The following is a 22,741-nucleotide window of genomic DNA, read 5'->3' on the forward strand; positions in this document are numbered from 1 at the left end:
GTGGACGCGAGCCGCCGGATCCGGACAGTGAGGTCCTGTCCCGGCCGTCGAGAAGGCCCCGAGCCCGGCACCGGAGAGAAATGATCTTTTCGTGACCTCATCATCTCCCAGGCAGCGGCCGGCCTGATGAACACCATCCGCCTCGCACGGTCGCTGCCTCGCTCGGTCCAACTGCTCCTCGTCAACACACTCGGCATCGCGCTGGGTTTCTACCTTCTGGTTCCCTACCTCGCGACCTACCTGCGGGACGAGCTGCACGTGGCCACCGCGGTCGTGGGGGCGGTCCTCGGGCTCCGGGTGTTCTGCCAGCAGGGCCTGACCCTGATCGGCGGTACGGCCGCCGACCGCCTGGGCCCCCGACCGGTGATCATCGCGGGTTGCGCGCTGCGCACCGTCGCGTTCGGGATGTTCGCGTTCTTCGACGACGTCGCGGGCCTGATCGTGGCGTCCATGCTGGTCGGCTTCGCCGGAGCACTCTTCAGCCCGGCCGCCCGTTCCTACATCGCGGTGGAGGCGGGCGAGCGTCGGCTCGACGCCTTCGCCCTGTCGAACGTCGCGAGCACCGTGGGCGCGCTCGCCGGACCGTTGATCGGGAGCGTGCTCGTCGCGGTGGACTTCCGCTGGACGGCGGGAGTGTCCGCGGCGGTGTTCGCCGTTCTCACGATCTGGCAACTGTTCGCCCTGCCCGCCCGGCCCGCCGAGGCGTCCGCGGGCTCGACCCTCGGCACGTGGCGGGAGGCACTGCGCGACCGGGCGTTCGTCGTCTTCGCGGCCGCCACCTCGGTGCTGTTCCTTTCTACAACCAGTTCTACCTGCTGCTGCCGCTGGAGGCGACGCGGGTGACCGGCTGGTCCGCGGCCACCGGTGGGGTCTTCCTCGTCTCGACCCTCGTGACGCTGGCGGCCCAGGTCCGGCTGGTGAAGTGGCTCGCCGGACGGGTGGCACCCGGGATGGTGATCGCCGGCGGGCTGTTCCTGTCCGCGGCGGCGTTCGTCCCGCTGGGGCTGAGCGCGGCCATGGTGTCCGACGCGGACGGCGGCGGTACGACGGCGAGCCTGCTGCTGGCCGCGGTGCCGGTTCTCCTCGCGACCGTGACACTGACCGTCAGCCTCGACGGCGCGCAGCCGTACGCCCAGGAGGTCACGATCGGCTTCGCGCGCAACGGCCTCACCGGGACCTACCTCGGTATGGCCATGACGGGCTCCGGTATCGCCACGGCGGCGGGCAACGCCGGCACCGGCTATCTCGACGACCTCGGGCAGCGTGCGTCGTCCCCGTGGCTGAGCGCGGGAGTGCTGGCGGTACTCGCGCTCGCGGCCGGGTTGACCGTCCTGCGGCTACAACGCCAGGGACGGTTGGTCGGGGTGGAGGCTCCTGCCGAGGTGGTCGAGACCGCGAATCCTTCCCCGCCGAAACCCGAGCGCGCCGCCACGCCCACGATCGAGGAGGCGGTGCCGGAGTTGGACGCCGCCGCGACGCCAGCCGGCCGGGGCCGGACCGGGTCCTGAGTCGCCGGCCGGTCCAGGGACGAGTGGGGCGAGTGGGGCGAGTGGGGCCGGTCAGGACGGGTTCAGCCTCCTGATCGGACCTGACGCGGGATCCGTACCCGTCCCTCGGCGCTTTCCAGTTGGTCCCGGGCCCAGTGCCCGAGGTTGGCGGCCGCCTCGTAGGTGCTGTGCAGGAAGTCCTCGAGGGTGCGGTCGGGATCAGCGGCCGTCCGCACGACGTCGTAGGGCAGGATGAACTCGCCGAGCTTGGGCTCGAAGTACGCCTCCGCCGGCTGGACGTCGGCCGCCCGGTAGCCGCCCGGCTCGGGATAGGCGTAGGAGTAGAAGGCCGCCTCCTCCATCCCGTTGCCGCCGGGCCAGAACCCCGCACTGCTCAGCTCGTGGGAGTACGCGTCCCTGGTGACCGCGTCCGGAAGCCCGGGCAGTCCACCCGGATGGACCGGCGCCGACCGGCCGGAGAAGCGGGTCACGGCGAGGTCGAAGCTGCCCCAGAAGAAGTGGACCGGGCTGCACTTGCCGAGAAAGCCGGTGCGGAACTCACAGAAAACCCGGTCGACCTGGGTCAGCGCTCGCCAGAAGTCGTGAGCCGCGTTCGCGTCGTAGGGACGGACGACGTGGTCCTCGGGGAACGGAACCGGGTGGGGCACCTCGTTCGGCCTGGTGTTGATGTCGACCGGCACCTCGAGGGCCTCCAGCGCGTCCATCACGCACGTGTAGAAGTCCGCCACCGACTGCGCCCGCAGTTTGATCCGACGCTCCGCGCCGTCGGAGGTGCGGAGGGAGAGAACGTGGTCCACGAGGTCGAAGGTGATGTCGAACGTACGCGGACCATGAGTGACGGGTCCGGTCGTGAGACCTCTCGCGTTCACATACAGCGGGACATGCCAGGAGTGGTTGAGCCAGGGCGTCTGGGCAACCCGTACCTTGCCGACGATCTGCGTCCACAGGTGTAAAGCGGTGCAGGTGTCCTTCCAGGCTTCGTAGGGAAGGGCGGGCCACACCTCTCGCACCTGGGCAACCGACGAATCCGTGTCATGCGCTGTCACCTTCGACACCCCCTCGCCCGACGTGCTGTCAAAGACGCACAGTCCGACTGTTCGGCCAATATCTCGACAGGCCCGAAACAGGTGCCGACCTGGGCGGCCGACACCCATCGGTTCCGCCCTCTGTCGAAAGGCTAGGTCATCGCTTCCGCGGGCGCGACGGACCGGTCACGCCGCCCTGCCGGCCATGGTCGCGGCGATGCGCTCGGCGAGCATGATCACCGTGCGCGACTGGTGAGGAGTTCGAAGCTGGGCGTTCGTGCGCATGCTCGGTCTTCCCGGATCGGGAGGAATGCGCACCGTCCGCCGGGTGGTCGCGCTCGCACCTCTCGACGTGCCCGTCAAGGTCGGCTTGTCGGCGTTCGTCGGGGCGAGGAACCGGGTCGATGCCACCGGGTCCATGTTCGGCACACCCATGTGGCCAGTCTGCATCGGCTCGGCCGAAAGGACGGAGAAGCTAGCGTCGGCGGTAGTGGCGTCCGCGGCCGTGCCCGGCGCGACGCCGGCAGACCGACCGTTTCGCCGACGGGGGAGTCGCTGATGCCTGAGCTGCCCGATGTCGAGGGGTTCCGCAGGGTCCTTGCCGATCATGGCGTGGGAGTACGCATCGACGACGTGGACGTGGCCGATGCCGGTGTTCTGCGCAACGTCGACGCGGAGGAGCTCCGGCGCTCGCTCTCCGGTAGGTACTTCGACGAACCGAGGCGACACGGGAAGTGGTTGGTGGGGCCGACGCGGCTCGCCCGAAGCGGGCATCAACCCGACGATCCCAGCCTGGTCTTCCATTTCGGAATGACCGGCGGTCTCGTGTGGGCGGACCGCGACGGAGCCGAACGGCATCGCCACGACCGCATCGTGCTGGTGTTGTCGAACGGCGAGCTGCGTTATCGCGACATGCGCAAACTCCAAGGAGTACGACTTTCTCGCACGGACACCGATGTCGGCGAACTGCTCGGAAATACCGGACCGGATGTGTTCGACCTCACGCCGGCCGAACTCGGGGCGCGCCTCGCGGGGCTCCGCCGTCAGGTCAAACCCGCGCTGATGGACCAGGAGGTCGTGGCGGGGCTTGGCAACCTGTTGGTGGACGAGATCCTGTGGCGCTCACATCTGCATCCGGCTCGGCCGACCACGGACCTTTCGCGCGCCGATCGCGACCGGATGTACCGACGAATGCGAACCGTCCTGCGGACCAGCGTGGCGGTTGGGCACGTGCCGGGACGGTCCTCCTGGCTCACCGGAAACCGCGAGAAGGAAGGCGCGCCCTGCCCGCACTGCGGCACACCGCTTCGGCATTCGCGCATCGGCGGACGTACCACCGTATGGTGCCCGCACTGCCAGGAACGCTGACGAGCCGCCCGCCCGAGCGCGCACGGCGGCGGGAGCGAGCAGTCCAGAAGGCAGCCGGAGCCGAGATCGCTTCGGGATGGTGGAGAGTGGACCGGAGACTCCTACGCAGGAAGGAGAACGCCATGTGGGGGAATCGGCCGACCGTTACCGGTCTGGCGGTGTCAACGACGACAGTCATGGCGCTGGGGGTCGGAAGCGTGGCCCTGGTAGGTGGCCAGTCCGCGTTGGGGGCGGACACGCAAGGCGCCGCTCGCGGCGCTCAACAGGCCCAGCAGGCTCCGGCGCCCCAAGTCGCACCGGGCGGTGTGCGTGCCGAGCCCGGCGGGCACGGCTGGGGCAAGGCGAGCCGGGTGCTGCACGGTGAGTTCGTCGTTCCGAAACGCGGCGGTGGATATGAGACGGTGAGGATTCAGCGGGGATCCCTGCAGAGTGCGTCTTCCACTGAAATCACGCTGCGGAGCGCGGACGGTTACCGCCAGACATACCGCCTTGGGTCCGACACCGTTGTCAACGCAGGGTCCGCGGGCCTTCGGTCGATCGGCCAGGGCGACATGGTGAGCGTGGCGGCGACCGTGAGCGGACACAGCGCGACCGCGCTCTACGTCGCGGACATCTCGCACCTGCGTTCGGCGTTCGAGAAGCACGCACCCAGCTCTCCTGATCATTCGGGCATGGGTGGCGCGGGCGACTGAACGGCCCAGGTGTCTTCGTGACGGGGATCCGGTGGCGGGTGCCGTCGCCGGATCTCCGTCACGAGACGTGCCTCGTGCGTCGGAACAACAGCGGATGAACAAGGGCAAGTCAGGGCCAAGTCGGGGCCGCGCACGCGCCCGCGGTGGCCGCACCGCAAGTCGCCCTTGCCACGGGGATAGCCTGGATGACGTTCCGCCTCCGGTCACGACGAGACCGGGTGGCATCAAGGACTGGTGAGCCTCGACGTGGATGCCAACCGCGGCAGGCCTCCGCCGACGGAGTGACAGGTGTTCGACGACATCCGCGACCGACGAGGCGCGCGGCGATGACGTGGTGGCTCTCCCTCGCCGACCGCACGGCCCTGGTCACCGGATCCGCGCGCGGGATCGGCCTGGAGATCGCTCGCGGGCTCGGCCTGGCCGGTGCTCGGGTCTTTCTCAACGGCCGCAGTGAGGACAACACCCGCCGGGCGGTCGAGTCCCTTCGCTCGGAACGTATCGCCGTCGAGTCCCTGTGCTTCGACGTCACCGACGAGGCGGCGGCGACCGCCGCGCTCGACTCCACACCGGCGGAGATCGACGTCCTCGTCAACAACGTCGGCCAGCGGGACCGCCGCGGAGTCTTCGAGATGACGCCGGCGGACTTTCGGCGGTTGCTCGAGTCCGACCTCATCTCGGCCTACATGTTGAGCCAGCTCGTGGCGACGCGGGTTGTCGAGCGCCATGCGACCGGCCGGATCGTCAACATCTCCTCCACCATGGGTCAGCTCGGACGAGCGGACGACGCGGCCTACTCCACCGCGAAGGCGGGGTTGAACGGACTCACCCGCACGTTGGCGGCCGAGCTCGGCAGCCACGGGATCACCGTCAACGCCATCGCACCCGGACTGATGGCCACGGAGACCAACGCGCACGCGCTCGCGGATCCGGCGTGGACGGAGTGGGTCGAGCAGGTGACCGCGATCAGGCGCTGGGGACGTGCCGAGGACGTCTCCGGGATCGTCGCCTTTCTCGCCAGCGACGCTGCGAGCTACATCACCGGCGAGACCATCGGTGTCAATGGTGGATTGACGGCGACGCTTCCGCGTCCACCGAAGTCGGCCACGCGCTTCTAGCTCCTGGTCGAGGGGGGTGGCAGGGTCGTGGCCGCCGGACGTAGGCCGTCGACGAGCAGGGCGAGGTATCTCCGTCGGTCCGCGCCCCGCGGGTCACCGGGGTGGATCGTGGCGAGTGCCATGACCACGACTGCGGCGAGGTCACGGGCTTCCAACTCCGGGCGGACGAGATGCGCCGCGGCCGCCCTCCGTAGCGGCCGGTCCATGGCGGCGATGTAACGGTGCAGCAGTTGCGGGTCCGTCAGGTTCGCCTCGCGCGCCAGGGCACTCACCACCTGCCGCCCGGCGAGCACGTCCACCGTGGCCCGTAGGCACTTCACCAGATCGTGCCACGGGTCGTCGGTCTCGGCCGCGCTCGCGGGCTCGATCTCGGTGGTGAGGACGTGGTCGACGACGGCTCGCACGAGTTGGTCGCGGGTGCGGAAGCGCCGGTAGAGGGTCGCGACGCCCACACCCGCACGCCGGGCCACCTCCTCGAGGGAGACGTCGGGGCCGTCCTCCTCGAAGGCCTGCCCCGCCGCGACGATGATGCGTTCGTAGTTGCGCGCCGCGTCGACCCGCAGACCTCGCTCGCGCGTCGTCCTCGTTCGCACCGTCATGGTCGCGTTGTCACCCTCCTTCGACCGCCGTGAGGCGGCCGGTGTGCCGCCTCACCACGTGATGGGTAGGGAGTGAAGTCCGTAGACCACGTGGTAGGCGCGGAAGTCGATCTCGTCGTAGGGCACGGCGAGCGCGAGGTCGGGGAAGCGGCGGAGCAACGCCGGGAAGGCGAGGCGCATCTCCATCCGGGCGAGCGGCGCACCGAGGCAGTGGTGGACGCCGTGGCCGAACGCGACATGGCCGGGAGCGCCTCGGCTGATGTCGAGCCGGTCGGGTTCGGCGACGAGTGCCGGGTCACGGTTGGCCGCGGGCAGTGCCAGCACGAGGAGCTGACCCGCCGGGATGGTCTGGCCGGCGATCTCCACCTCGGTCGTCGTGGTCCTCGGCATCCCGGAGTGCACGATGGAAAGCCAACGCAGCAACTCCTCGACGGCCGGCTCGACCTGGCTCGGGTCGTCGCGGACGGCGGCGAGTTGCTCGGGGTGACGCAGCAGCGCCAGGGTGCCGAGGCCGAGCATGTTCGACGTCGTCTCGTGTCCGGCGATCAGGAGCAGCGAGGCGATGCCGACGAGTTCGGCCGCACTGAGGTCGTCACCGTGTTCGCGTACGAGCATGCCGAGCATGTCCTCGCCGGGGTCGGCCTGGGCGCGCGCGACCAGGCTGGCCATGTAGGCACGCCCCTCGCGGCCGAGCGCCAGTCGTTCCTCGATGGGCAGGGACATGTCCAGCTGGCGGCTGGAACGGTGCTGGAACTCCGCCCGGTCGGCATAGGGAACGCCGAGCAGCTCGCAGATCACCAGCGACGGGACCGGAAGAGCGAAGTGGGAGACCAGGTCGGCAGGCTTGCCGGAGTTTTCGAGGTCGTCCAGCGCCGCGTCGACGATCTCGGCGATCCGTGGCTCCAGTCGCCGCATCCGCCGGACGGTGAACTCCGGTGTGAGCATGCGGCGCAGGCGGCTGTGGTCGGGCGGGTCCATCCCGAGGAGCTGCCCGGCCCGCATGTCGGCGAGCTCCTCCTTGCTCACGGAGGCGGCGCCCGGGGGCGGGTAGGCCTCCGAACGCTGGTTGCTGAACCGGGTGGGGTCGGCGAGGACCTCACGGACGTCTTCGTAGCGGGTCACGAGATAGGCCGGTTGGCCGAACGGTGTCACGACCTTGGTGACGCCCTCGTTCTCACGTGCCTGGGCGAGAGCCTCGACCGGATCGAACCGCGCGCGCTGCATGTGAAGGGGCATCACCGGCACTTCGGTCATCGTTCGTCCTCTCCGCTGGTGGCTCGACAGTTCGACGCTACACCGAAGTGACAGGAGGCTATCGGTTCTCGGCGTAGTCCGATTTCGGCGGTTTCTACCGAACGTCCAGCCGCCCGGTCGGTCGAGGCGGCCGTGGCCGCCTCGACCGTCATCGTCCCTCGCTCGGCCGCTCCTCAACCGCTGACGGCGGCGAGGAGGGTGACCGCGACTGTGCCCACCACGGCCACGACCGCGACGGCGATGCTCGTCGGGTTACCGAGGTTGAAGGTCCAACCGATGCCCACCCGCTTCTGCACGAGGATCGCCGGGTCGTCCCGGTTGATGTAGAGGGTGCCGGCGAGCCGCCAGTACCGGTCGTCGTCGGTGTGCGCGGTGCCCGGCCGCTCGGGCTCCGCACCGTCGGTGGTGGCGATGCGGGTGCCGCCCTGGCCGGTGCGCACCGACACGCCTACGACGTACGCCGTGCCGATCAGGGGCAGCAGCACCAGGCCGAGAACCGTCCAGCCCTGCGGCGTCTGGCCCTGCCACATCGGGATCATGCCGAGCAGGATGCTGGCGTTCGCGCAGGCGATCAGGACCAGCAGGGCGCGGCCGATGCGGCGAAGGAACATGCGGTGCTGTTGGGCGGAACGCTGCGGTGCCGAGGGTTCCAGGTCGGCGCGGGAGCGGAACGACCACACCAGCAGCCCGATGATGAGGACGGTGAGGAGCGCCTCGAGGACCACGGGCATCCCGACCACCCAGGGGGACTTGTCCCGCCACGCGTCGACGGTGGTGCCGTTGGAGTGCCAGGGGACCCGTGCCGGCATGGACGGGTACATCGCGATGCCCGCGACGAGGGTGGCGAGCACCACCGCTACGGACAGCAGGGTCCAGACCCACGGGAAGTGCTCGGGTGTCGTGCGCAGCGAAGTGTCGACGGTGACGCGCTGTCGTACGTTGTCGTACCAGCGCTGCTCGGCCTTCGCCCGAAGGATCGAGGCCCGGGCGCGCAGGTAGAACACCACCACCGCGAGGACGAGCGGCAGGATCGGCGCGATGCCGACCGGCACGGCGGCCGCGGGCGAGCCCCCGTCGAACACCGACGAGAGCACGACGCTCGCGAGGAGCACCAACATGCCACTCACCAGCATGCGGTGCCGGAACGTCCGGTTCGCTTCGACGATCGCGTCGTCTCCCACCCGGTCGGCGGGTACGCGGACGCCGAACGGGAGGTCCGGCCGCTGGATCGATGGCATCAGCCAGGCCGACCCGGTCACGACGACGACCGGCGTGAGGCTTGTGGCGACGGCCAGAATCATGACTCCCCCTCTCGCGCGCTCTCCTGAGCGGCGAAGCTGCGTAGGACACCGCGGCAGATCTCGAGAACCTCTTCGTCGCTCACCCCGTGGGCGGACGCCTCGGCGAGCAGGGTCGTCGCCCGGGCGGTCCAGTCCGGTACGAAGTCCGGCTCCGGTGGACCCGACGTGCGGTCCCGCGAGACGACGGCGCCGGACTTGCGGTTGATGCGTAACAGCCCCTGCTGTCGCAGGAGGTCGTACCCCTTGTTCACGGTGTGGAAGTTGACGCCGAAGTCGCTGGCCAGCGCCCGTGTGGAGGGCAGCGGGCTGCCGGTCCGGAGCAGTCCGGCGGCGATCGCCTCGACGACGCGGTCGCGAAGCTGCTGGTAGATCGGCACCTCGCTGTCCAGGTCCACTTCGAGGATCACTTGCGGCCTCACCTCCATCTGTTCGCAACGGTTGCACTCTGATGCGTTTGTTCGATTTGTTATAGAACAGATTCACATCTGCGGGCAAGTTCTGGGTCCGAGCTTACGGCCATCTGCTATACAACTACTAGCACAGGTAGCCAAGCGCCATCAGAGCTCGCCCTCAGCACCTGGAAGGACCGGCATGACCAGCGGCCACCTCTCGATCGACGTGACCAACCTGACCAAGCGTTTCCACGCGGTCACCGCGGTCTCGGACCTGAGCTTCACCGTCCGACCGGGCTCCATCACCGGTTTCCTCGGCCCGAACGGGTCGGGCAAGACCACGACGATGCGGATGATCCTCGGCCTCGTCGCTCCCAGCTCGGGCACCGCGACGATCGGTGGCCGGCGGTATCGCGACATCCCACGGCCGTCGGCGACGGTCGGCGCTGTGTTGGACGCCTCGGCGTTCCACCCCGGGCACACGGCGCGGGAGCATCTGCGGATCTACTGCGCGATGGGCGGGTATCCCGACCGCCGCGCGGACGAACTGCTCGCCGTCCTCGGGCTGGCTGACGCGGCGAACCGCCGGACGAGGCAGTTCTCCACCGGCATGCGCCAGCGGTTGAACCTCGCGACCGCGCTGCTCGGTGACCCGCGCGTGCTGCTGCTCGACGAACCGAGCAACGGCCTCGACCCGGAGGGAATGGCGTGGCTGCGCGAGTTGCTGCGCGGCCTCGCCCGGGACGGCCGGACCATCCTCATCTCCAGCCACGTGCTCAGCGAGCTCCAGCAGATCGTCGACGACGTGGTGGTGATCCGCGGCGGACGGATGGTCGCCGCCGGATCCCTCGAGGAGCTCGCCAGCGGCACCCTGCCACCTGTCCTCCTGCGTTCGCCGCAGGCCGACCAGCTCGCGACCCTCCTCAAGCAGCACGCCGCGGACGGCCTGGCGGCGAGCAGGGTCGAGGACGTCGAGCCGGGTCGGCTGCGGGTGCACGGCCTGCGCACCGAGCAGATCGCCGACCTCGCGGCCCGGGCCGACGTCCGTCTGTACGAGATCGGCACCGAGGCCTCCAACCTCGAAGAGTGGTTCCTTTCGTTGGGTGACGACCGTCAGGGAGAGAACAGATGAGCAGGCTCGTCAAGGCGGAGTTGCGTAGGTTGCTCGCGACCAGGATCTGGCAGGTGGGCCTGCTGTGCGCGGCCCTGTGCGGTGGCGGGCTGGTCGGGTTGCTGACGCTGATCGGACCGGAGAACTTCCAACCACCCATGCCAGGCGTGGACACCGAGGTAGGGGTGGGCACCATCCTCGGCATGGTCGGCTTCACGGTGTTCGTTCCGGCCGTGCTCGGCACACTGGCGGTGCCGTCGGAGTACCGCCACCGCACGGTCACCTACACGTTCCTGTTCGCCCCGCGGCGCGGGCAGGTCCTGACGGCCAAGCTGGTCGCCTACGCCGCCGCCGGTCTGACGTACGGCGTGGTGCTCGCCGGCACCGCCGCCGCCGCGCTCTACGGCGGCGCGGCGGTCCACGGACTCACGCTCGGTCCGTCCACGGGGACGGTCCTCGAGGTCCTGACCAGGCTCGCCCTGTCCATGGCGGTGTACGTGCTGATCGGTGTGGGCGTCGGCGCGCTGATCCGCAACCAGGTGGCGGCGCTGCTCGTGGTCGTGGGCTACTTCTACATGGGGGAGACGCTGCTGTCGATGATCCCCTGGGTCAACCAGCTCTACCCGCTCCTGCCCGGTGGAGCCACCGCCGCTCTCACCGGATTCACCTACGTCACCGACGCGATGGCCACCGAGATCGGTACGACCTCCATCGATCTGCTGTCCCCCACGGGCGGGGGTCTGCTGCTCGCGGGGTACGCGGTGGCCGCCGCGGCGCTCGCCGTCGCGGTACCGATGCGGCGCGACGTCCAGTGAGGGGTGGCGGGGCAGCGTCCGGTGCGGCGTCCGGCGTCCGGCGTGCGGCGTTCGGTGGCTGGTGGCTGGTGCGGCGACGGTCAGCCGGGGTGGAACGCCCTGCTCCTGACCACGCTCTGCACCTCGTAGATGGATCCCTGCCGCGCATGCGTGGGTAGGGGGATCCGGACCGGGACGGGTTCGAGCCGGGGTTCGAGGACGGGGTCGCCCCGCAGCAACCGGCTGTTGAACTCGTCCCAGTCGCCCGACCCGACCAGCGGCCAGGCGTCGGCGGCGGCGTACTCCGCGAGGAGGAACCGTCGTGGCCGCGTGGAGGTGTTCGGCGCCGACCCGTGCAGGAGCCGGGCGTGGTGCACGGAGATGCCGCCGGCGTGCAGTTCGATGGGGACCGCCCGCTCCAGCAGCCCGTCCGGGGCGGTGACCGCGCCGGCGAAGTACCCGTCCTGGTGGTGGTCGAGGACCGGTCCGTGGTGAGACCCCGGCACGACCATCAGGCGCTTCGTCGTCCTGTAACGGATCCTGGCACCGATCAGTTCGGCGACGATGTCCAGGATCCGCCGGTGGCGCAGCACCCGGTCGTACACGTCGTGTTGGTGGTGTGGGGCCTTCAGCCGGCGGAGCCTGGGACGTTCGGGGGAGTGGCCCGGTTCGAGGTCGAAGACCTCCGTATGCGTGGTGACCTGACGCGAGCGTTCGACGAACTCCTCGGTGACGGCTCGCAGTTCGGCGACCTCCGCCGTGGTGAGGACGTTCTCCACGGCGATGTAGCCACGGTCGTGGTAGGCGGCCACCTGGTCGGCACCAAGGGCCGCCTGCTCCTCCACGGAGTGTCCGGCGCTCATGTCGTCCTCCTTCGGGGGCAGACGAGGGTCGCCCAGGACATGCCTGGGCTGTCTCCTCGACAACACGCGCCGGGACGCGTGGGCGCAAGGGCTCGCGGTGGCCGAAACCAGTCGCGGGTGGCGCCCACGCCCCCGCTCGCTCAGGCCTTCAGGCCGGTGGAGGCGAGCCCTTCGATGAAGTAACGCTGGCAGAACGCGAAGACCAGCAGGACCGGCACGATCGTCATCGTCGCCGCCGCCATCAGTGCGCTCACCTGGGTGAAGAACTGTCCCTGGAACAACGCGAGGGCGACCGGGAGGGTCTGCAACTCGGGTGAGTTGATGAAGATGAGCGGCCCGAGCAGGTCGTTCCAGGACTCCACGAAGGTGAAGATGCCCACCGCGGCCAGTGCCGGCTTGGCGAGTGGCAGCATGATCCGCCAGTAGATCGTGAGCGTGCCCGCGCCGTCGACCTTCGCGGCGTCCTCGAGTTCCTGCGGCAGCGACTTGAAGAACTGCCGCAGCAGGAAGGTGCCGAAGATCGGCGTGAACGCGCGCGGAACCCACAGCGGGTACTGCGTGTCCAGCCAGCCGACGTCACGGAACACGATGTACTGCGGGATGAGGTAGGCGACGTGCGGAATCAGCGAGCTGCCGAGCAGCAACAGGAACAACGTGTCCCGGCCCCGAAACCGCAGCCGCGCGAACGCGTAGCCGGCCAGCGGCGCGGTCACCAGCAGGCCCACCACGCTGAGCGCCGCGACCTTCACACTGTTGAGGAAGTACGGCAGGATCACCTCCCACGCCTGGGCGTAGTTGGCCATGGTGACGGTGCTCGGCACGAACTTCGGCGGCACGGTGAAGACGTCCGCCTCGGGTTTGAGTGACGAGCTGACCATCCAGATGAGCGGTAACAGAAATCCCAGCGCCAGCAGGATCATCGCGAGGTAGTAGGCCACGGTCGCGGCCCGTCCGAGCACCGATCTTCCCGCGGCGGTGCTGAACGACCTCGCGAGCGCGGGCTCGCTCGTCGCCGACATCGTCGGTGTTCTCCTTCGACTCGTTGGATCAGGGCTCTCGTACGGCTTGTCCTACGGCCTGTCACAGCTCCTAGTCGTAGTGGACCCAGCGGCGCTGAAGCTTCCACTGGATCACGGTGGCCGCGGCGATGACGGCGAACATGATCCACGCCATCGCACTGGCGTAGCCGACCTTCCCGGCACCGAACGCGGTCTGGTAGAGGTTCAGCATGAAGACGTTGGTCGCGTTGTTCGGGCCGCCCTGCGTCATCACGAAGACGATGCCGAAGACCTGGAACGTCCCGATGAACTGCGTGATGAGAACGAAGAACGTCGAGGGTGTGAGGAGTGGGAGGGTGACGTGCCACAGCCTGCGCCAGGCGCCTGCTCCGTCGACCTTGGCCGCGGCGTACAACGTGTCCGGAATGCCCTGCAGGCCGGCGAGGAACACGACCATCGGATAGCCGACGCCCTGCCACACGCTCGCCACGATGAGGGCGACCATCGCCCAACCCGACTGGGCGAGCCAGGAGGTGCCCTGGATGCCCACCATCGCGAGGAGGCCGTTGAGGACGCCGTTGTCGGGAGCGTAGAACCAGTACCACACGAAGCCGACGGCCACCGAGTTCGCGACGTACGGAACGAAGAACGCCAGCCGGAAGACGCCCATCGCCGGCAGTCTGCGGTTGCAGAGCAGAGCCAGCACGAGCGCGAGGAGGGTCGTGAGGGGGATCGCGCCGGCCATGAAGACGAAGGTGTTCCGGACGATCCGATGGAACAGTTCGTCGGAGAAGAGCAGCGTCGTGTAGTTGCGCAGTCCGACGAAGTGGCGGGGAGAGATTCCGTCCCAGTCCGTGAGTGACGTGACGGTCGTCATCAGGATCGGGTAGAGCTGGAAGACCGCGATCCCCGCCACGACGGGGGCGACGAAGAGGTAGCCGAACATCGCCTCCCGTCGTGCCGCGAAACCGCCGCCACGGCGAGCCGGTGGTTCCCTTCGGTGCCGGAGACCGCTCCTGGTCGTCGTCTGTGTCGTCATGGCACCAGCTCAACTACTTCCACGCATGGCCTGCTCGACCTTGGCCCGCAGCGGAGGCAGAGCGTCCGCGGCCTTCGTCTTGCAGTTGTAAACGTCGTCGAGCACGGGGCGATAGATGTTCTTCGCGCCTTCGGCGCCCTTGATCTTGCCGGGCAACACCGACTTGTCGGCCGCGTCGACGAACAGGCCGACGTGCGCCGGCGGCTTGTCGCTGGGCTTGAGGAGTGCCGCTGCCTTGCGCGCACCCGGAACGAAGTAGTTGGTCCTCGCGAAGTTCTCCGCCCCCTCGCCCTCGGAGAGGAACCGGAGCAGCTCCCACGCCCCGTCCGGATTCGCCGCCCGCTTGGGGATGCACCAGGTCAGCTGGCTGCCGTAGGTCATCTGCTGCTTCATCGCCGGGATGGGTGCGATGTCCCAGTCGAAGTTCTTGACGTTCTGACTGGCGTACGACGTGAACGTCGAGGTCGCCTCGACCATGGCGAGCTGGCCGGCGACGAACATCTGGTTGGAACGCTGGTCCTGCTTGAGGGATGCCCAGTCGGGCTGTACGTGGGCGGCGCAGGTCAGGTCGGCCACGCGCTGGACAGCGTCGAGCCCTTCCGGGCCAGCGAGAGTAAAGCGCTTTCCATCCGCCGAGAACGGACCGTCACCGCCGTTGTTGACGGGGTGGACCACTTCGTAACCCGTGTCCTGGACGATCGCCGCGCCCCACTGGCCCTGCTTGGTGAGGCGGCGGGCGCGGTCGAGGAAGTCGTCCCAGGTCCAGCCGTCGGCGGTCCAGGTGGTCGGCGGCAGCTCCACTCCCGCCTTCTCGAACATCGTGCGGTTGTAGAAGATGACGCGAGGTTGGATGCCCACGCTCCACGCGGGCACGGTGCCGTCGGCCTGCCGGCCCATGTCGTAGACCGCTGGGAAGTAGTCACTGCGATCCAGCTTGTCCCGCTTGAGATACGTCGCCAGATCGGTCAGCTGGCCGGTGGCACCGTAGTTGGGAATGTTGTCGTCGTCCACACGCATCAGGTCGGGCGGATCGCCGGATCCCAACAGTGCGCGGGTCTTCGCCCAGTAGTTCGTCATCGTGGGCGTGTACTGGATCTTGATCTCGATCCCGGTCTTGGCGGTGAACTTCTCGAACGCGTCGTTCCAGGGCGTTCCAGTGGGTGGATCCCAGTTCATGACCGTGAGGGTCTTGGCCGAGGCCCGGTCTCCGCCGCCACCGCCACAGGCCGCGACAACCGGGGCCGCGGCGAGGGATCCGGTGAGAAGGGCGATGCTCTTGAGGACACTTCGACGACTCGTCGGTGCGGGCAGTGTCATGGCGAAAACATCCCTTGGATTGGCGTCTCTTACGAACTGGACGTGGTCGGCGACCGGCATGAACCACCCCCGCGAGGAGATGGCTTGCGGCGCACGTCATGCCCTAAGCCGCTTCGGCGGGGCTTCGGCAAGGACGCGTTGCGGATGCGGCCAACTCTGGCCGCCCTTTCGCATAGGTGAATCCCATCCACCCATGCGAATCGTTTGGAGCTTAACCAGACCCGTCGGAGGGCAGCAAGTTTCGGATGCGAGGGTGGCCGAACCCGGGCACGCCGTGCGAGCGAGGCAGGAGCTGGTCCAGGAGTCAGGCGGGAGCGGGTGTCCTCGATCGGCCGCGGGGCAGACGGACCGACACGACCTGCGGCCCAGGTGGCCGATGTCGGTCGGGTTCGCGGTCTCGGGCAGGAGAAACCCGCATCGCGCAAGCGCTGCTCCCCCATCGGTCGTCCACGCCTCGACCACCTTCGGATTGGCAACGTCGCGCGCGTCTCGACGAGCGATGAGCCGCCGTCGGCGCTGCGACCACCATGAAGCGCTGCGACTACGATGAAGCGGTGCCCGGCGCCGGAGAATCCGGCGGGAGCCGCTCCACGGTCGCCCCACTCACCGATGGGCTCGCTCCCGACCTGGCCCTGACCCTGCGTTCGATCGTCGAGTCGGCGGCCGAGCAGGTGTCTGCCCAGTTCGCCATCCTGATCGCGAGCATTCCCGGCGAACACGTCTCGACGTTCGTCACCTTCGGCTTTCCGGAGGAGCCTGACAGAACACGCGAACTCCGCGCGCTCGACAGCATCGACGATCTCCCTGAGTTGACCGGCCTGTCGTGCATCGAGGACATCGACCGGTATCGCGCCGCCCACGCTCTTCCACCGCGTTCGTCGGTACTCACCAACCTGATCGGTGCGCCGATCTATCTGGACGAACAGCCCCTTGGCTGTCTCTATCTTGCGAACAAACGCGGACCGCGTGCCTTCACGGGTGAGGACGAGGAGCCGGTGCTCGCGATGGCGACCGCCGCGGCCGCCGCGATCGAGAACGCCCGGCTGTTCCGCGTCGAGCAGCGCCGCCAGCAGTGGTTGGAGGCGGCGCTGGAGATGACGCGGGTCCTGCTCAGCGACGTGGGACGCATCCAGGCCGCGCGGGTCGCGGTCCGGCTGCTACGAGGGGTCGCCGCCGCCGACTACGCCGCCTTCGTGCTCCTCGACGACGCCTACCAGGGGGGCGCGATCGCGTTCGAGGCGGTGGACGGTCTCGACATGGGTCACCTCGCCGGAACGCCCGGACGGCTCCAGGGCATAACCGCCCGGGTCGCGGCGACCGGCGAGGGTGTGGTCAGTCCCCGGATCACCGAGGAGCCGGACTTCGACCCGCCGGCGCCGGTGGCCAAGGCGCTGTCGGTGCTGGGGCCGGGCATGTATCTCCCGCTCGCCGCGGCGGGGAGGGTGTTCGGTGTCCTCATCATCGGATGGCGGCGTGGCGCGTCCGACGACCACGTCGCTCCCACCGAGGTTCGGATGGTGGAGATGATCGCCGGCCAGGTGGCCCTGGCCCTGCAGGAGGTTCAGGCGCGAAGCCTGGTGATGGAGGACCGGGACCGGATCGCCCATGACCTCCGCGAGGTCACGGTCGGTCGGCTCTTCGCCGTCGACGCCCATCTTCTCGGCACCGTCGCGATGATCTCCGAGCGTGACGCCCGGGATCGGGTCAACGACGCGATCGACGAACTGCGCGACACCAACCAGCAACTGCGTTCGGCGATCTCCACCCTGGACCAGGCAGAGACGTCGGAGCCGCGTCCGGCCAGCGATCTGATGATCGACGAGATCGACGCGGCCCGCACCACCTTCGGTTTCACTCCACGCCTGATCATCCACGGATCGCTGGACCGCGACCTTCCGCCCTACCTGGGACGTGAGCTCGCGGGAGGTCTCCGCGAGGCGCTGGTCAACGCTGCGAGCCACGAGGCGCCGAGCAGCGTCGAGGTCGACGTGACGGTGACCGCCAGCCAGGTCAGCGTCCTGGTGAGCGACGACGGTCGGCAGCGGGAACAGCAGCCAACCCCCGGGGCGCTGGGCCAGCTCCGGGCGAGATCGGAACGACTCGGCGGGTCCTGTGGCGTACGGCAGGGCGCGACTCCCGGCACCACGGTCGTGGAGTGGAAGGTACCGCTGACCATCCCGCGGGCGTCCGGCCCCCGGTAGTGGTGGGGGAGCTGCTCCGGAGCTGGAGCGCGTCAGGGGTCAGGGCGGGTCCGGATGTGCGTCCAGGCCCGAGACCTCGGCGTAACCCACCCGCGGCGGACTGGCGGATTGGGCGAGGCGGGCTACGAAGGTGGGCTCGTCCACGACCTCGACGCCAACGGGATGGAAAGGACGTCCGGCGTCAAGAACCGCGCCGCGGACGATTCGCAGGGCGTCAACCGCGGCTTGCCTGAGGGTGCTCGCCTCGAGGGAGAGTGACGCCGAGACCCTTCCGATCTCATGCTCTCGACCTACGGAGGTGTTGTAGGAGGACAGTGCCGCGGCGATGGAGAGCAGATCGATGTCCGACATGGCGCTTCCGTCGCGCCACTCGACCCGAGCTACCCAACTGGTCATCAGTCTCTTCCCCTCCTCCCACGCTACGGCGCGGTGGTGACCGGCACCTACGACGGGCACCCCTACGCCGCAGGTGAAACCGGACATCGCTCGCCGATGCCGCGGCTGGTGCGATAACGGCCGAACGTCGATGACCGCATGGACCTATTACGCTGAAACACGTGGCCGGAGCTGAAGAGTCCGGAAGGGGGCCGAACGCGGGTGCGGCGGAATCGACCGTCGCGCAGGACCGCGTCGGCGTCGATTTCCCCTCGGCCGCCACCCGCTATCTCGAACAGCTGCTGGAATCCGCCGCGCATCTGGTCCGGGCCCGCTTCGGGCTGTTGGCGCTCACGGCGGAGGACGGAGCGGTGAACGGTCTGTTCACCTGCGGACTCCTCTGTTCCGACGGTGGCTTCTCCGAACGGTTTCCGGAGCTTCGTGAGATCCATGACGTACTGGCCAAGTCGCCTCGGCCGCAACGCATCGCCGATCTCGCGGAGCACAGGGAGAGCCGCCAGCTGCCGACGTATGAGTCGTCGATCACCAGCGTGCTCGCGGTTCCTGTCAATCTGCGCGAGCGGGCGTACGGCCAGCTCTATCTGATGAACAAACAGGGCGTCCGCGAGTTCACCGAGAGCGATGTGGCGGCCGTGTCGGCGCTGGCCACGGCCGCCGCGGCGGCGGTGGAGAACGCCCAGCTGCTCAGCAGCCACACCCGCCGTCAACAGTGGCTGTCGGCGAGCCTGGAGAGCACCCGCCTGTTGCTGGGTGAGATGGACCGGCACGAGGCCCTTCGCATGATGGCGAGGAAGGTACGCCAGGTCTCCGGAGCCGACTACGTCGCGATCACGGCGGCCCATCCCGCCTATCCGGAGGACCTGCTCGTGTTCGAGGCGGTCGAGGGCCTCGGCCTGGACTACCTCGTCGGACATCCGGTACCACGGGTGGGCTACGCCGCCGCCGTCATCGAGACCGGCGTCAGTGTGGTGAGCCCGAACATCACCCTCGAGGACGGCTTCGGCCCGCCACCCGTCGTCTCCGAGGCGATGTCCGTTCTGGGGCCCGGGATGTATCTGCCGCTCACGGCCGGTGGCGAGGTCCTCGGCACGCTGATCGTCGCGTGGCGCCACGGCTCCCCCTACGAGCGGACGGCGATCGCCGAGGCGCAGGCCGTGGAGGTCTTCGCCAACCACGCGGCACTCGCGCTCCGCCAACTCCAGGAGCGGGAGCAGGTACTCGACGACAGAGAGCGGGTGGCAGGCGACCTGCGCGACGGTGTGCTGGAGCGGCTGTTCGCGATCGGCACACACCTGCACGGTGCCGCGGGCATCCTCGCCCAGCCCGACGTCCAACATCGACTCAACGAGGCGATCGACCATCTCGATGAGACCACCCGCCAGATCCGCTCCTCGATCTTCCCGCATCACCTGGAGGAACCGACAGAACAGCGTCTGGCGAGCGTGCAGGTCCTGGAGGAGATCGATGCCGCGCGGGTCATCCTCGGATTCACGCCACGGCTCGTCGTCCATGGCGCCGTCGACCGTAGCCTGCGTCCCAGCATCGCGCACGAACTCGTCATGGCGGTGCGAGAGGCGCTGCACAACGCGGCCGCCCACCAGGGTTCGCAGCTTGTCGAGGTCGCGGTGGAGGTCGCGGAGAACCAGCTCAACGTGACGGTGACCGACGACGGCACGGTGGACGAACCCGCGATGCCCTCCAACGCGTTGCACCAGCTACGGGACAGGGCGCGACGCCTGGGAGGTTCCTGCTCGTCCAGGCCTCGCCCCGCGGGTGGGACAACCGTCCGGTGGAGCATCCCGTTGCCGGCGCACACCGGACCCTAGGAGCGATCTCGTCGGTTTCCCAGCGACGACGGTCGTGACGACAACGCCGTCGGTCCGTCGAGGCTCGCGCCCCTTTGATGGGAAGATGCTCACGCTCGTGTGGGTGACAGCGACGCGGCGCGGTGAGACTGTGGACGTGGGCTCGCCGGCGGGGCCAGTGCCATCTACCGGCGGCGGGCCCACCATCTGGTAGCGGGTAGTCGTCGTCCCGCCCGGCCGCCGATGGTGTCACTGAGGTGAGTGGCCTCACCCGCGGGTTGCCGCGCCATGGCGGCCAAGCGCCGGACGCGGCAACCCGCGCCCCGCCACCGGGTGACGCCCGGCTCGGTGAGGAAACCGCACTTTGCCGTCAGGGATCCATCAGGGATCCGTCAAGGCCGTCGCTCCTCGGGCGTGGTGTGAGTTGGATGAAGGCCTGCTGCTTGTCCTACCGGCATGCCGCCGGAGTTTCGCGGGAGGTCACGATGATCGCGATCCCGGTCGCGTCGTTCCCAGCCTTTACCCCCGGCCGTCGGAGACGGTGATGCGTGGGGGAGCCGTGGAGCCGCGTCGCGTCTTCCGGACGGGTGGTTGGCAGCCGCCACGTCCGGCGCGCAGATACCAGCCGTGGCCGGTCATTCTCGTCCACGGACTCCTCGCCGGAGCCCTGGTCAGCGTCCTGGTCGCGGTCGCGGCGATGCCCTTCGTCGGTGCGTACCTTCTTCTCGCGGTCGCCTTGATGGTCGTCGGCTCGGCTCTGCCCCGTCTCCCCGCCGCGGTGGTGGCGTTGCTGGACGGGTTGCTCATCGAGTTGGTGGTGCAGTGGGGAGAGGCGTCGCCGGGTTCGGTCGCGCTCGGCGGTCTGCGGATCGCGGCGCTGGTGGGGGCGACGGTCGGCCTCTCCGAACTGGTCAGGTACCGGCTGCGCCGGCGAGCGGACCTGGACGCGGACTGATGGGCAGGTTCGTCCTCGTGGTCGCGGTCCTGGCGGTGTGGGCAGCCATGGTGTGGGGATCGGAGTGGCTCTACTCCCGCCATGGATCCCGCCGCGGGAGATGATCGAACTCACCTGATCGCCCCCTCGGGCAGCGCCTGCCGCGAGAGTTCTGGGATAAACTCCGTCACTGGTGTGCCGGGAAGCCTGGTCGGCGTCGTTCAGCGACGCCGAGTGAGAGGAGCTTCCCGTGAGGGCACGAGATCTGGCTGCCGACTACCCGACCGTAAGAGTGGACAGTGCGGCGATCGAGGCGGCACGGCTGTTGGCGGGGGAGAACCTGCCGGGTCTGGTGGTGGTGGATCACAGGGGCAGGCCGGTCACGGTGCTGCCGGGGACGCAGGTGCTGCGGCTCGGCGTCCCGGCCTACTGCCAGGAGGATCCGGCGCTCGCGCGGGTGGTCGACGAGGCGCACGCCGACGTCTTTCTGCGGGAGTTGGCTGACCGAACGGTGGCGGAGTGTCTGCCTGAACGGCCGCGTGAGCTTCCGGTGGTCGACTCCGACGCGACGGTCCTGGAGATCGCCGCGTTGATGGCACGCACCCGTAGTCCGTTGGTGGCCGTCGTCGACGTCAGCGGTTCCCTGTCCGGGGTGGTCACCCTGGACGCGCTGCTGGACCGGATGCTGGCGACGTGAGCGCCACCGCCTGGATCGCGATCGCGGTCTTCGCCCTGGCCTATGTGCTGATCGCGACTGAGTGGGTGCACCGGCTGGCCGCCGCCATCGGCGGCGCCTGCGTCATGCTCGTGCTCGGCATCACCGACCCCGATCACGCTTTCTTCTCCCCACACTCGGGTATCGACTGGAACGTCATCTTCCTGCTGATCGGGATGATGCTGATCGTCGCGGTTCTCAAACGGACGGGGCTGTTCGAGTTCCTCGCGATCTGGGCGGTCAAACGTGCCCGCGGTCAGCCGTTCCGGGTCATGGTCATCCTCGTCCTGGTCACCGGCCTGGCCTCGGCGGCCCTGGACAACGTCACCACCGTGCTGCTGATCGCGCCGGTGACGTTTCTGGTCTGTGGTCGGCTCGGTGTGCCGGTGGCGCCGTACCTCATCGCGGAGGTGATGGCCTCCAACATCGGGGGTACGGCGACGCTGATCGGTGATCCGCCCAACATCATCATCGCCTCGCGCGCCGGGCTCACCTTCAACGACTTTCTGATTCACCTGGCACCGTTCGTCGTTGTGGTGCTGGTGGTCTTCATCGGCCTGTGCCGCGTGCTGTTCCGTTCGGCGTTCCAGGTGGACGCGGAGCGGGCGGCGTCGGTGATGGAGCTTCGCGAACGCGACGCCATCCGCGACGCACGTCTGCTCATGGTTTCGCTGGCCGTGCTGGGAGTGGTGCTGCTGGCGTTCGTGACCCACACGATCCTGCACCTGGAGCCCTCGGTGGTGGCTCTGGTTGGTGGACTGGCGTTGTTGGCGCTGTCGCGACTCGACGCCGCCGAGGTGGTCCGCGACGTCGAGTGGCCCACGCTGGCGTTCTTCGCCGCACTGTTCGTCATGGTGGGTGGCCTGTCGGCGACCGGTGTGATCGACACGGTCGCCAAGGCGGCCACCGACGCCATGGCCGACCGGCTCGGCGTGGCGACCATGGTGCTGCTCTGGGGGTCGGCGGGCCTGTCGGCCATCGTCGACAACATCCCCTACGTCGCCACCATGTCGCCGATCGTCGCGGACCTCGTCTCGGCCAGTGACGCCGGAGCACGTGGGCAGGTGCTGTGGTGGGCGCTCGCCCTCGGTGCCGACCTGGGCGGCAACGCCACCGCCATCGGTGCCTCGGCCAACGTCGTGATGCTCGGTCTCGCCGAGAAGGCGGGCCGTCCCATCTCCTTCTGGGAGTTCACCCGCTACGGCCTGGTCGTCACGGCGGTCACCATCGCGCTGGCCGTGCCGTACCTCTGGTTCCGCTACCTCCTCTGACACCGGCCGGGAAGTATCGACACACTGCAACGGAAGGAAGGAA

At 68.8% G+C, this 22,741-nt stretch carries 23 protein-coding genes; 12 read left to right on the forward strand and 11 right to left on the reverse strand.

Annotated features, from left to right (window positions below; all coding sequences use genetic code 11):
• Positions 1–126: 126 nt before the first annotated feature.
• Together HEB94_RS49375 and HEB94_RS49380 are read left to right on the forward strand one after the other, a co-directional pair.
• Positions 127–843, forward strand: coding sequence for an MFS transporter (locus HEB94_RS49375; RefSeq protein ID WP_202896439.1), 717 nt, complete (start codon positions 127–129; stop codon positions 841–843).
• A complete protein-coding gene (locus HEB94_RS49380; protein WP_202896440.1) occupies positions 729–1,508 on the forward strand; it encodes an MFS transporter in 780 nt (259 codons plus the stop codon). The genes HEB94_RS49375 and HEB94_RS49380 overlap by 115 nt, the downstream gene beginning before the upstream one ends.
• A 62-nt stretch (positions 1,509–1,570) precedes the next feature.
• Here the strand turns inward: HEB94_RS49380 and HEB94_RS19355 are convergent, their stop codons facing one another.
• Both HEB94_RS19355 and HEB94_RS19360 read right to left on the reverse strand, forming a co-directional pair.
• Positions 1,571–2,554, reverse strand: a complete 984-nt coding sequence (locus tag HEB94_RS19355; protein ID WP_202896441.1) for a DUF5996 family protein — start codon at positions 2,552–2,554, stop codon at positions 1,571–1,573.
• A 165-nt stretch (positions 2,555–2,719) separates the two neighbouring features.
• Positions 2,720–2,968, reverse strand: coding sequence for a hypothetical protein (locus HEB94_RS19360; RefSeq protein ID WP_192751196.1), 249 nt, complete (start codon positions 2,966–2,968; stop codon positions 2,720–2,722).
• Positions 2,969–3,091: 123 nt separating this feature from the next.
• Here HEB94_RS19360 and HEB94_RS19365 point away from each other — a divergent pair, with 123 nt between their 5' ends.
• From HEB94_RS19365 to HEB94_RS19375, 3 genes are all read left to right on the forward strand, one after another.
• Positions 3,092–3,901 (forward strand): Fpg/Nei family DNA glycosylase, encoded by an 810-nt coding sequence (locus HEB94_RS19365; protein WP_192751197.1) that lies wholly within the window; start codon positions 3,092–3,094, stop codon positions 3,899–3,901.
• A gap of 158 nt (positions 3,902–4,059) precedes the next feature.
• Complete coding sequence (locus HEB94_RS19370) at positions 4,060–4,593, forward strand: hypothetical protein (RefSeq protein WP_192751198.1); 534 nt, start codon at positions 4,060–4,062, stop codon at positions 4,591–4,593.
• A gap of 326 nt (positions 4,594–4,919) precedes the next feature.
• Positions 4,920–5,708 carry an SDR family oxidoreductase gene (locus HEB94_RS19375; protein ID WP_192751199.1) on the forward strand — a complete coding sequence of 263 codons (789 nt, stop codon included), beginning with the start codon at positions 4,920–4,922 and terminating at the stop codon, positions 5,706–5,708.
• Here the strand turns inward: HEB94_RS19375 and HEB94_RS19380 are convergent.
• From HEB94_RS19380 to HEB94_RS19395, 4 genes are all read right to left on the reverse strand, one after another.
• The gene (locus tag HEB94_RS19380; protein WP_192751200.1) at positions 5,705–6,307 is read right to left on the reverse strand and encodes a TetR/AcrR family transcriptional regulator; all 603 of its coding nucleotides are present in this window, start codon (positions 6,305–6,307) and stop codon (positions 5,705–5,707) included. The genes HEB94_RS19375 and HEB94_RS19380 overlap by 4 nt on opposite strands.
• A gap of 51 nt (positions 6,308–6,358) precedes the next feature.
• Positions 6,359–7,561: a cytochrome P450 gene (locus tag HEB94_RS19385; RefSeq protein ID WP_192751201.1), complete on the reverse strand. Its 1,203-nt coding sequence runs from the start codon at positions 7,559–7,561 to the stop codon at positions 6,359–6,361.
• Between the two features lie 173 nt (positions 7,562–7,734).
• Positions 7,735–8,862: a DUF1648 domain-containing protein gene (locus HEB94_RS19390; RefSeq protein WP_192751202.1), complete on the reverse strand. Its 1,128-nt coding sequence runs from the start codon at positions 8,860–8,862 to the stop codon at positions 7,735–7,737.
• Positions 8,859–9,269, reverse strand: a complete 411-nt coding sequence (locus tag HEB94_RS19395; protein ID WP_192751203.1) for a GntR family transcriptional regulator — start codon at positions 9,267–9,269, stop codon at positions 8,859–8,861. The genes HEB94_RS19390 and HEB94_RS19395 overlap by 4 nt, the downstream gene beginning before the upstream one ends.
• A gap of 184 nt (positions 9,270–9,453) precedes the next feature.
• Here HEB94_RS19395 and HEB94_RS19400 point away from each other — a divergent pair, with 184 nt between their 5' ends.
• Both HEB94_RS19400 and HEB94_RS19405 read left to right on the forward strand, forming a co-directional pair.
• On the forward strand, positions 9,454–10,386 hold the full coding sequence (locus HEB94_RS19400; RefSeq protein WP_192751204.1) for an ABC transporter ATP-binding protein: 933 nt from the start codon (positions 9,454–9,456) through the stop codon (positions 10,384–10,386).
• On the forward strand, positions 10,383–11,180 hold the full coding sequence (locus HEB94_RS19405) for an ABC transporter permease (RefSeq protein WP_192751205.1): 798 nt from the start codon (positions 10,383–10,385) through the stop codon (positions 11,178–11,180). The genes HEB94_RS19400 and HEB94_RS19405 overlap by 4 nt, the downstream gene beginning before the upstream one ends.
• Positions 11,181–11,260: 80 nt before the next feature.
• Here HEB94_RS19405 and HEB94_RS19410 read toward each other — a convergent pair whose 3' ends face one another.
• The 4 genes from HEB94_RS19410 to HEB94_RS19425 form a co-directional block, all read right to left on the reverse strand.
• Entirely contained in the window at positions 11,261–12,022 is a 762-nt protein-coding gene (locus tag HEB94_RS19410) for a phytanoyl-CoA dioxygenase family protein (RefSeq protein WP_192751206.1), read from the reverse strand.
• Positions 12,023–12,162: 140 nt separating this feature from the next.
• On the reverse strand, positions 12,163–13,041 hold the full coding sequence (locus HEB94_RS19415) for a carbohydrate ABC transporter permease (protein WP_192751207.1): 879 nt from the start codon (positions 13,039–13,041) through the stop codon (positions 12,163–12,165).
• Between the two features lie 70 nt (positions 13,042–13,111).
• Positions 13,112–14,059, reverse strand: a complete 948-nt coding sequence (locus HEB94_RS19420) for a carbohydrate ABC transporter permease (RefSeq protein WP_192751208.1) — start codon at positions 14,057–14,059, stop codon at positions 13,112–13,114.
• A gap of 9 nt (positions 14,060–14,068) precedes the next feature.
• A complete protein-coding gene (locus HEB94_RS19425) occupies positions 14,069–15,376 on the reverse strand; it encodes an ABC transporter substrate-binding protein (RefSeq protein ID WP_192751209.1) in 1,308 nt (435 codons plus the stop codon).
• 554 nt (positions 15,377–15,930) lie between these two features.
• On the opposite strand from HEB94_RS19425, the gene HEB94_RS19430 reads away from it, so the two are divergent.
• On the forward strand, positions 15,931–17,577 hold the full coding sequence (locus HEB94_RS19430) for a GAF domain-containing protein (RefSeq protein ID WP_192751210.1): 1,647 nt from the start codon (positions 15,931–15,933) through the stop codon (positions 17,575–17,577).
• Positions 17,578–17,616: 39 nt separating this feature from the next.
• On the opposite strand, the gene HEB94_RS19435 is transcribed toward HEB94_RS19430, so the two are convergent.
• Positions 17,617–17,973, reverse strand: a complete 357-nt coding sequence (locus HEB94_RS19435; RefSeq protein WP_192751211.1) for a hypothetical protein — start codon at positions 17,971–17,973, stop codon at positions 17,617–17,619.
• Positions 17,974–18,134: 161 nt separating this feature from the next.
• On the opposite strand from HEB94_RS19435, the gene HEB94_RS19440 reads away from it, so the two are divergent.
• The 4 genes from HEB94_RS19440 to HEB94_RS19455 all read left to right on the forward strand — a co-directional run bounded on the left by HEB94_RS19440 (position 18,135) and on the right by HEB94_RS19455 (position 22,698).
• Positions 18,135–19,799 (forward strand): GAF domain-containing protein, encoded by a 1,665-nt coding sequence (locus HEB94_RS19440; protein WP_192751212.1) that lies wholly within the window; start codon positions 18,135–18,137, stop codon positions 19,797–19,799.
• Positions 19,800–20,322: 523 nt separating this feature from the next.
• Positions 20,323–20,733, forward strand: coding sequence for a hypothetical protein (locus tag HEB94_RS19445; RefSeq protein WP_192751213.1), 411 nt, complete (start codon positions 20,323–20,325; stop codon positions 20,731–20,733).
• A gap of 229 nt (positions 20,734–20,962) precedes the next feature.
• Entirely contained in the window at positions 20,963–21,409 is a 447-nt protein-coding gene (locus HEB94_RS19450) for a CBS domain-containing protein (RefSeq protein WP_192751214.1), read from the forward strand.
• On the forward strand, positions 21,406–22,698 hold the full coding sequence (locus HEB94_RS19455) for an SLC13 family permease (RefSeq protein ID WP_192751215.1): 1,293 nt from the start codon (positions 21,406–21,408) through the stop codon (positions 22,696–22,698). Before HEB94_RS19450 ends, HEB94_RS19455 begins: the two co-directional genes overlap by 4 nt.
• Positions 22,699–22,741 lie beyond the last annotated feature (43 nt).

Source organism: Actinopolymorpha pittospori (assembly GCF_014873875.1).
Lineage (GTDB): Bacteria > Actinomycetota > Actinomycetes > Propionibacteriales > Actinopolymorphaceae > Actinopolymorpha > Actinopolymorpha pittospori.

What these genes read in the sequence shown, in the direction of transcription:
- HEB94_RS49375 (WP_202896439.1), top strand. Translation starts at nt 127, where the DNA reads ATGAACACCATCCGCCTCGCACGGTCGCTGCCTCGCTCGGTCCAACTG.
- HEB94_RS19360 (WP_192751196.1), bottom strand. Translation starts at nt 2,968, where the DNA reads ATGGGTGTGCCGAACATGGACCCGGTGGCATCGACCCGGTTCCTCGCC.
- HEB94_RS19365 (WP_192751197.1), top strand. Translation starts at nt 3,092, where the DNA reads ATGCCTGAGCTGCCCGATGTCGAGGGGTTCCGCAGGGTCCTTGCCGAT.
- HEB94_RS19375 (WP_192751199.1), top strand. Translation starts at nt 4,920, where the DNA reads ATGACGTGGTGGCTCTCCCTCGCCGACCGCACGGCCCTGGTCACCGGA.
- HEB94_RS19380 (WP_192751200.1), bottom strand. Translation starts at nt 6,307, where the DNA reads ATGACGGTGCGAACGAGGACGACGCGCGAGCGAGGTCTGCGGGTCGAC.
- HEB94_RS19385 (WP_192751201.1), bottom strand. Translation starts at nt 7,561, where the DNA reads ATGACCGAAGTGCCGGTGATGCCCCTTCACATGCAGCGCGCGCGGTTC.
- HEB94_RS19390 (WP_192751202.1), bottom strand. Translation starts at nt 8,862, where the DNA reads ATGATTCTGGCCGTCGCCACAAGCCTCACGCCGGTCGTCGTCGTGACC.
- HEB94_RS19400 (WP_192751204.1), top strand. Translation starts at nt 9,454, where the DNA reads ATGACCAGCGGCCACCTCTCGATCGACGTGACCAACCTGACCAAGCGT.
- HEB94_RS19405 (WP_192751205.1), top strand. Translation starts at nt 10,383, where the DNA reads ATGAGCAGGCTCGTCAAGGCGGAGTTGCGTAGGTTGCTCGCGACCAGG.
- HEB94_RS19410 (WP_192751206.1), bottom strand. Translation starts at nt 12,022, where the DNA reads ATGAGCGCCGGACACTCCGTGGAGGAGCAGGCGGCCCTTGGTGCCGAC.
- HEB94_RS19415 (WP_192751207.1), bottom strand. Translation starts at nt 13,041, where the DNA reads ATGTCGGCGACGAGCGAGCCCGCGCTCGCGAGGTCGTTCAGCACCGCC.
- HEB94_RS19420 (WP_192751208.1), bottom strand. Translation starts at nt 14,059, where the DNA reads ATGACGACACAGACGACGACCAGGAGCGGTCTCCGGCACCGAAGGGAA.
- HEB94_RS19425 (WP_192751209.1), bottom strand. Translation starts at nt 15,376, where the DNA reads ATGACACTGCCCGCACCGACGAGTCGTCGAAGTGTCCTCAAGAGCATC.
- HEB94_RS19435 (WP_192751211.1), bottom strand. Translation starts at nt 17,973, where the DNA reads ATGACCAGTTGGGTAGCTCGGGTCGAGTGGCGCGACGGAAGCGCCATG.
- HEB94_RS19445 (WP_192751213.1), top strand. Translation starts at nt 20,323, where the DNA reads ATGCGTGGGGGAGCCGTGGAGCCGCGTCGCGTCTTCCGGACGGGTGGT.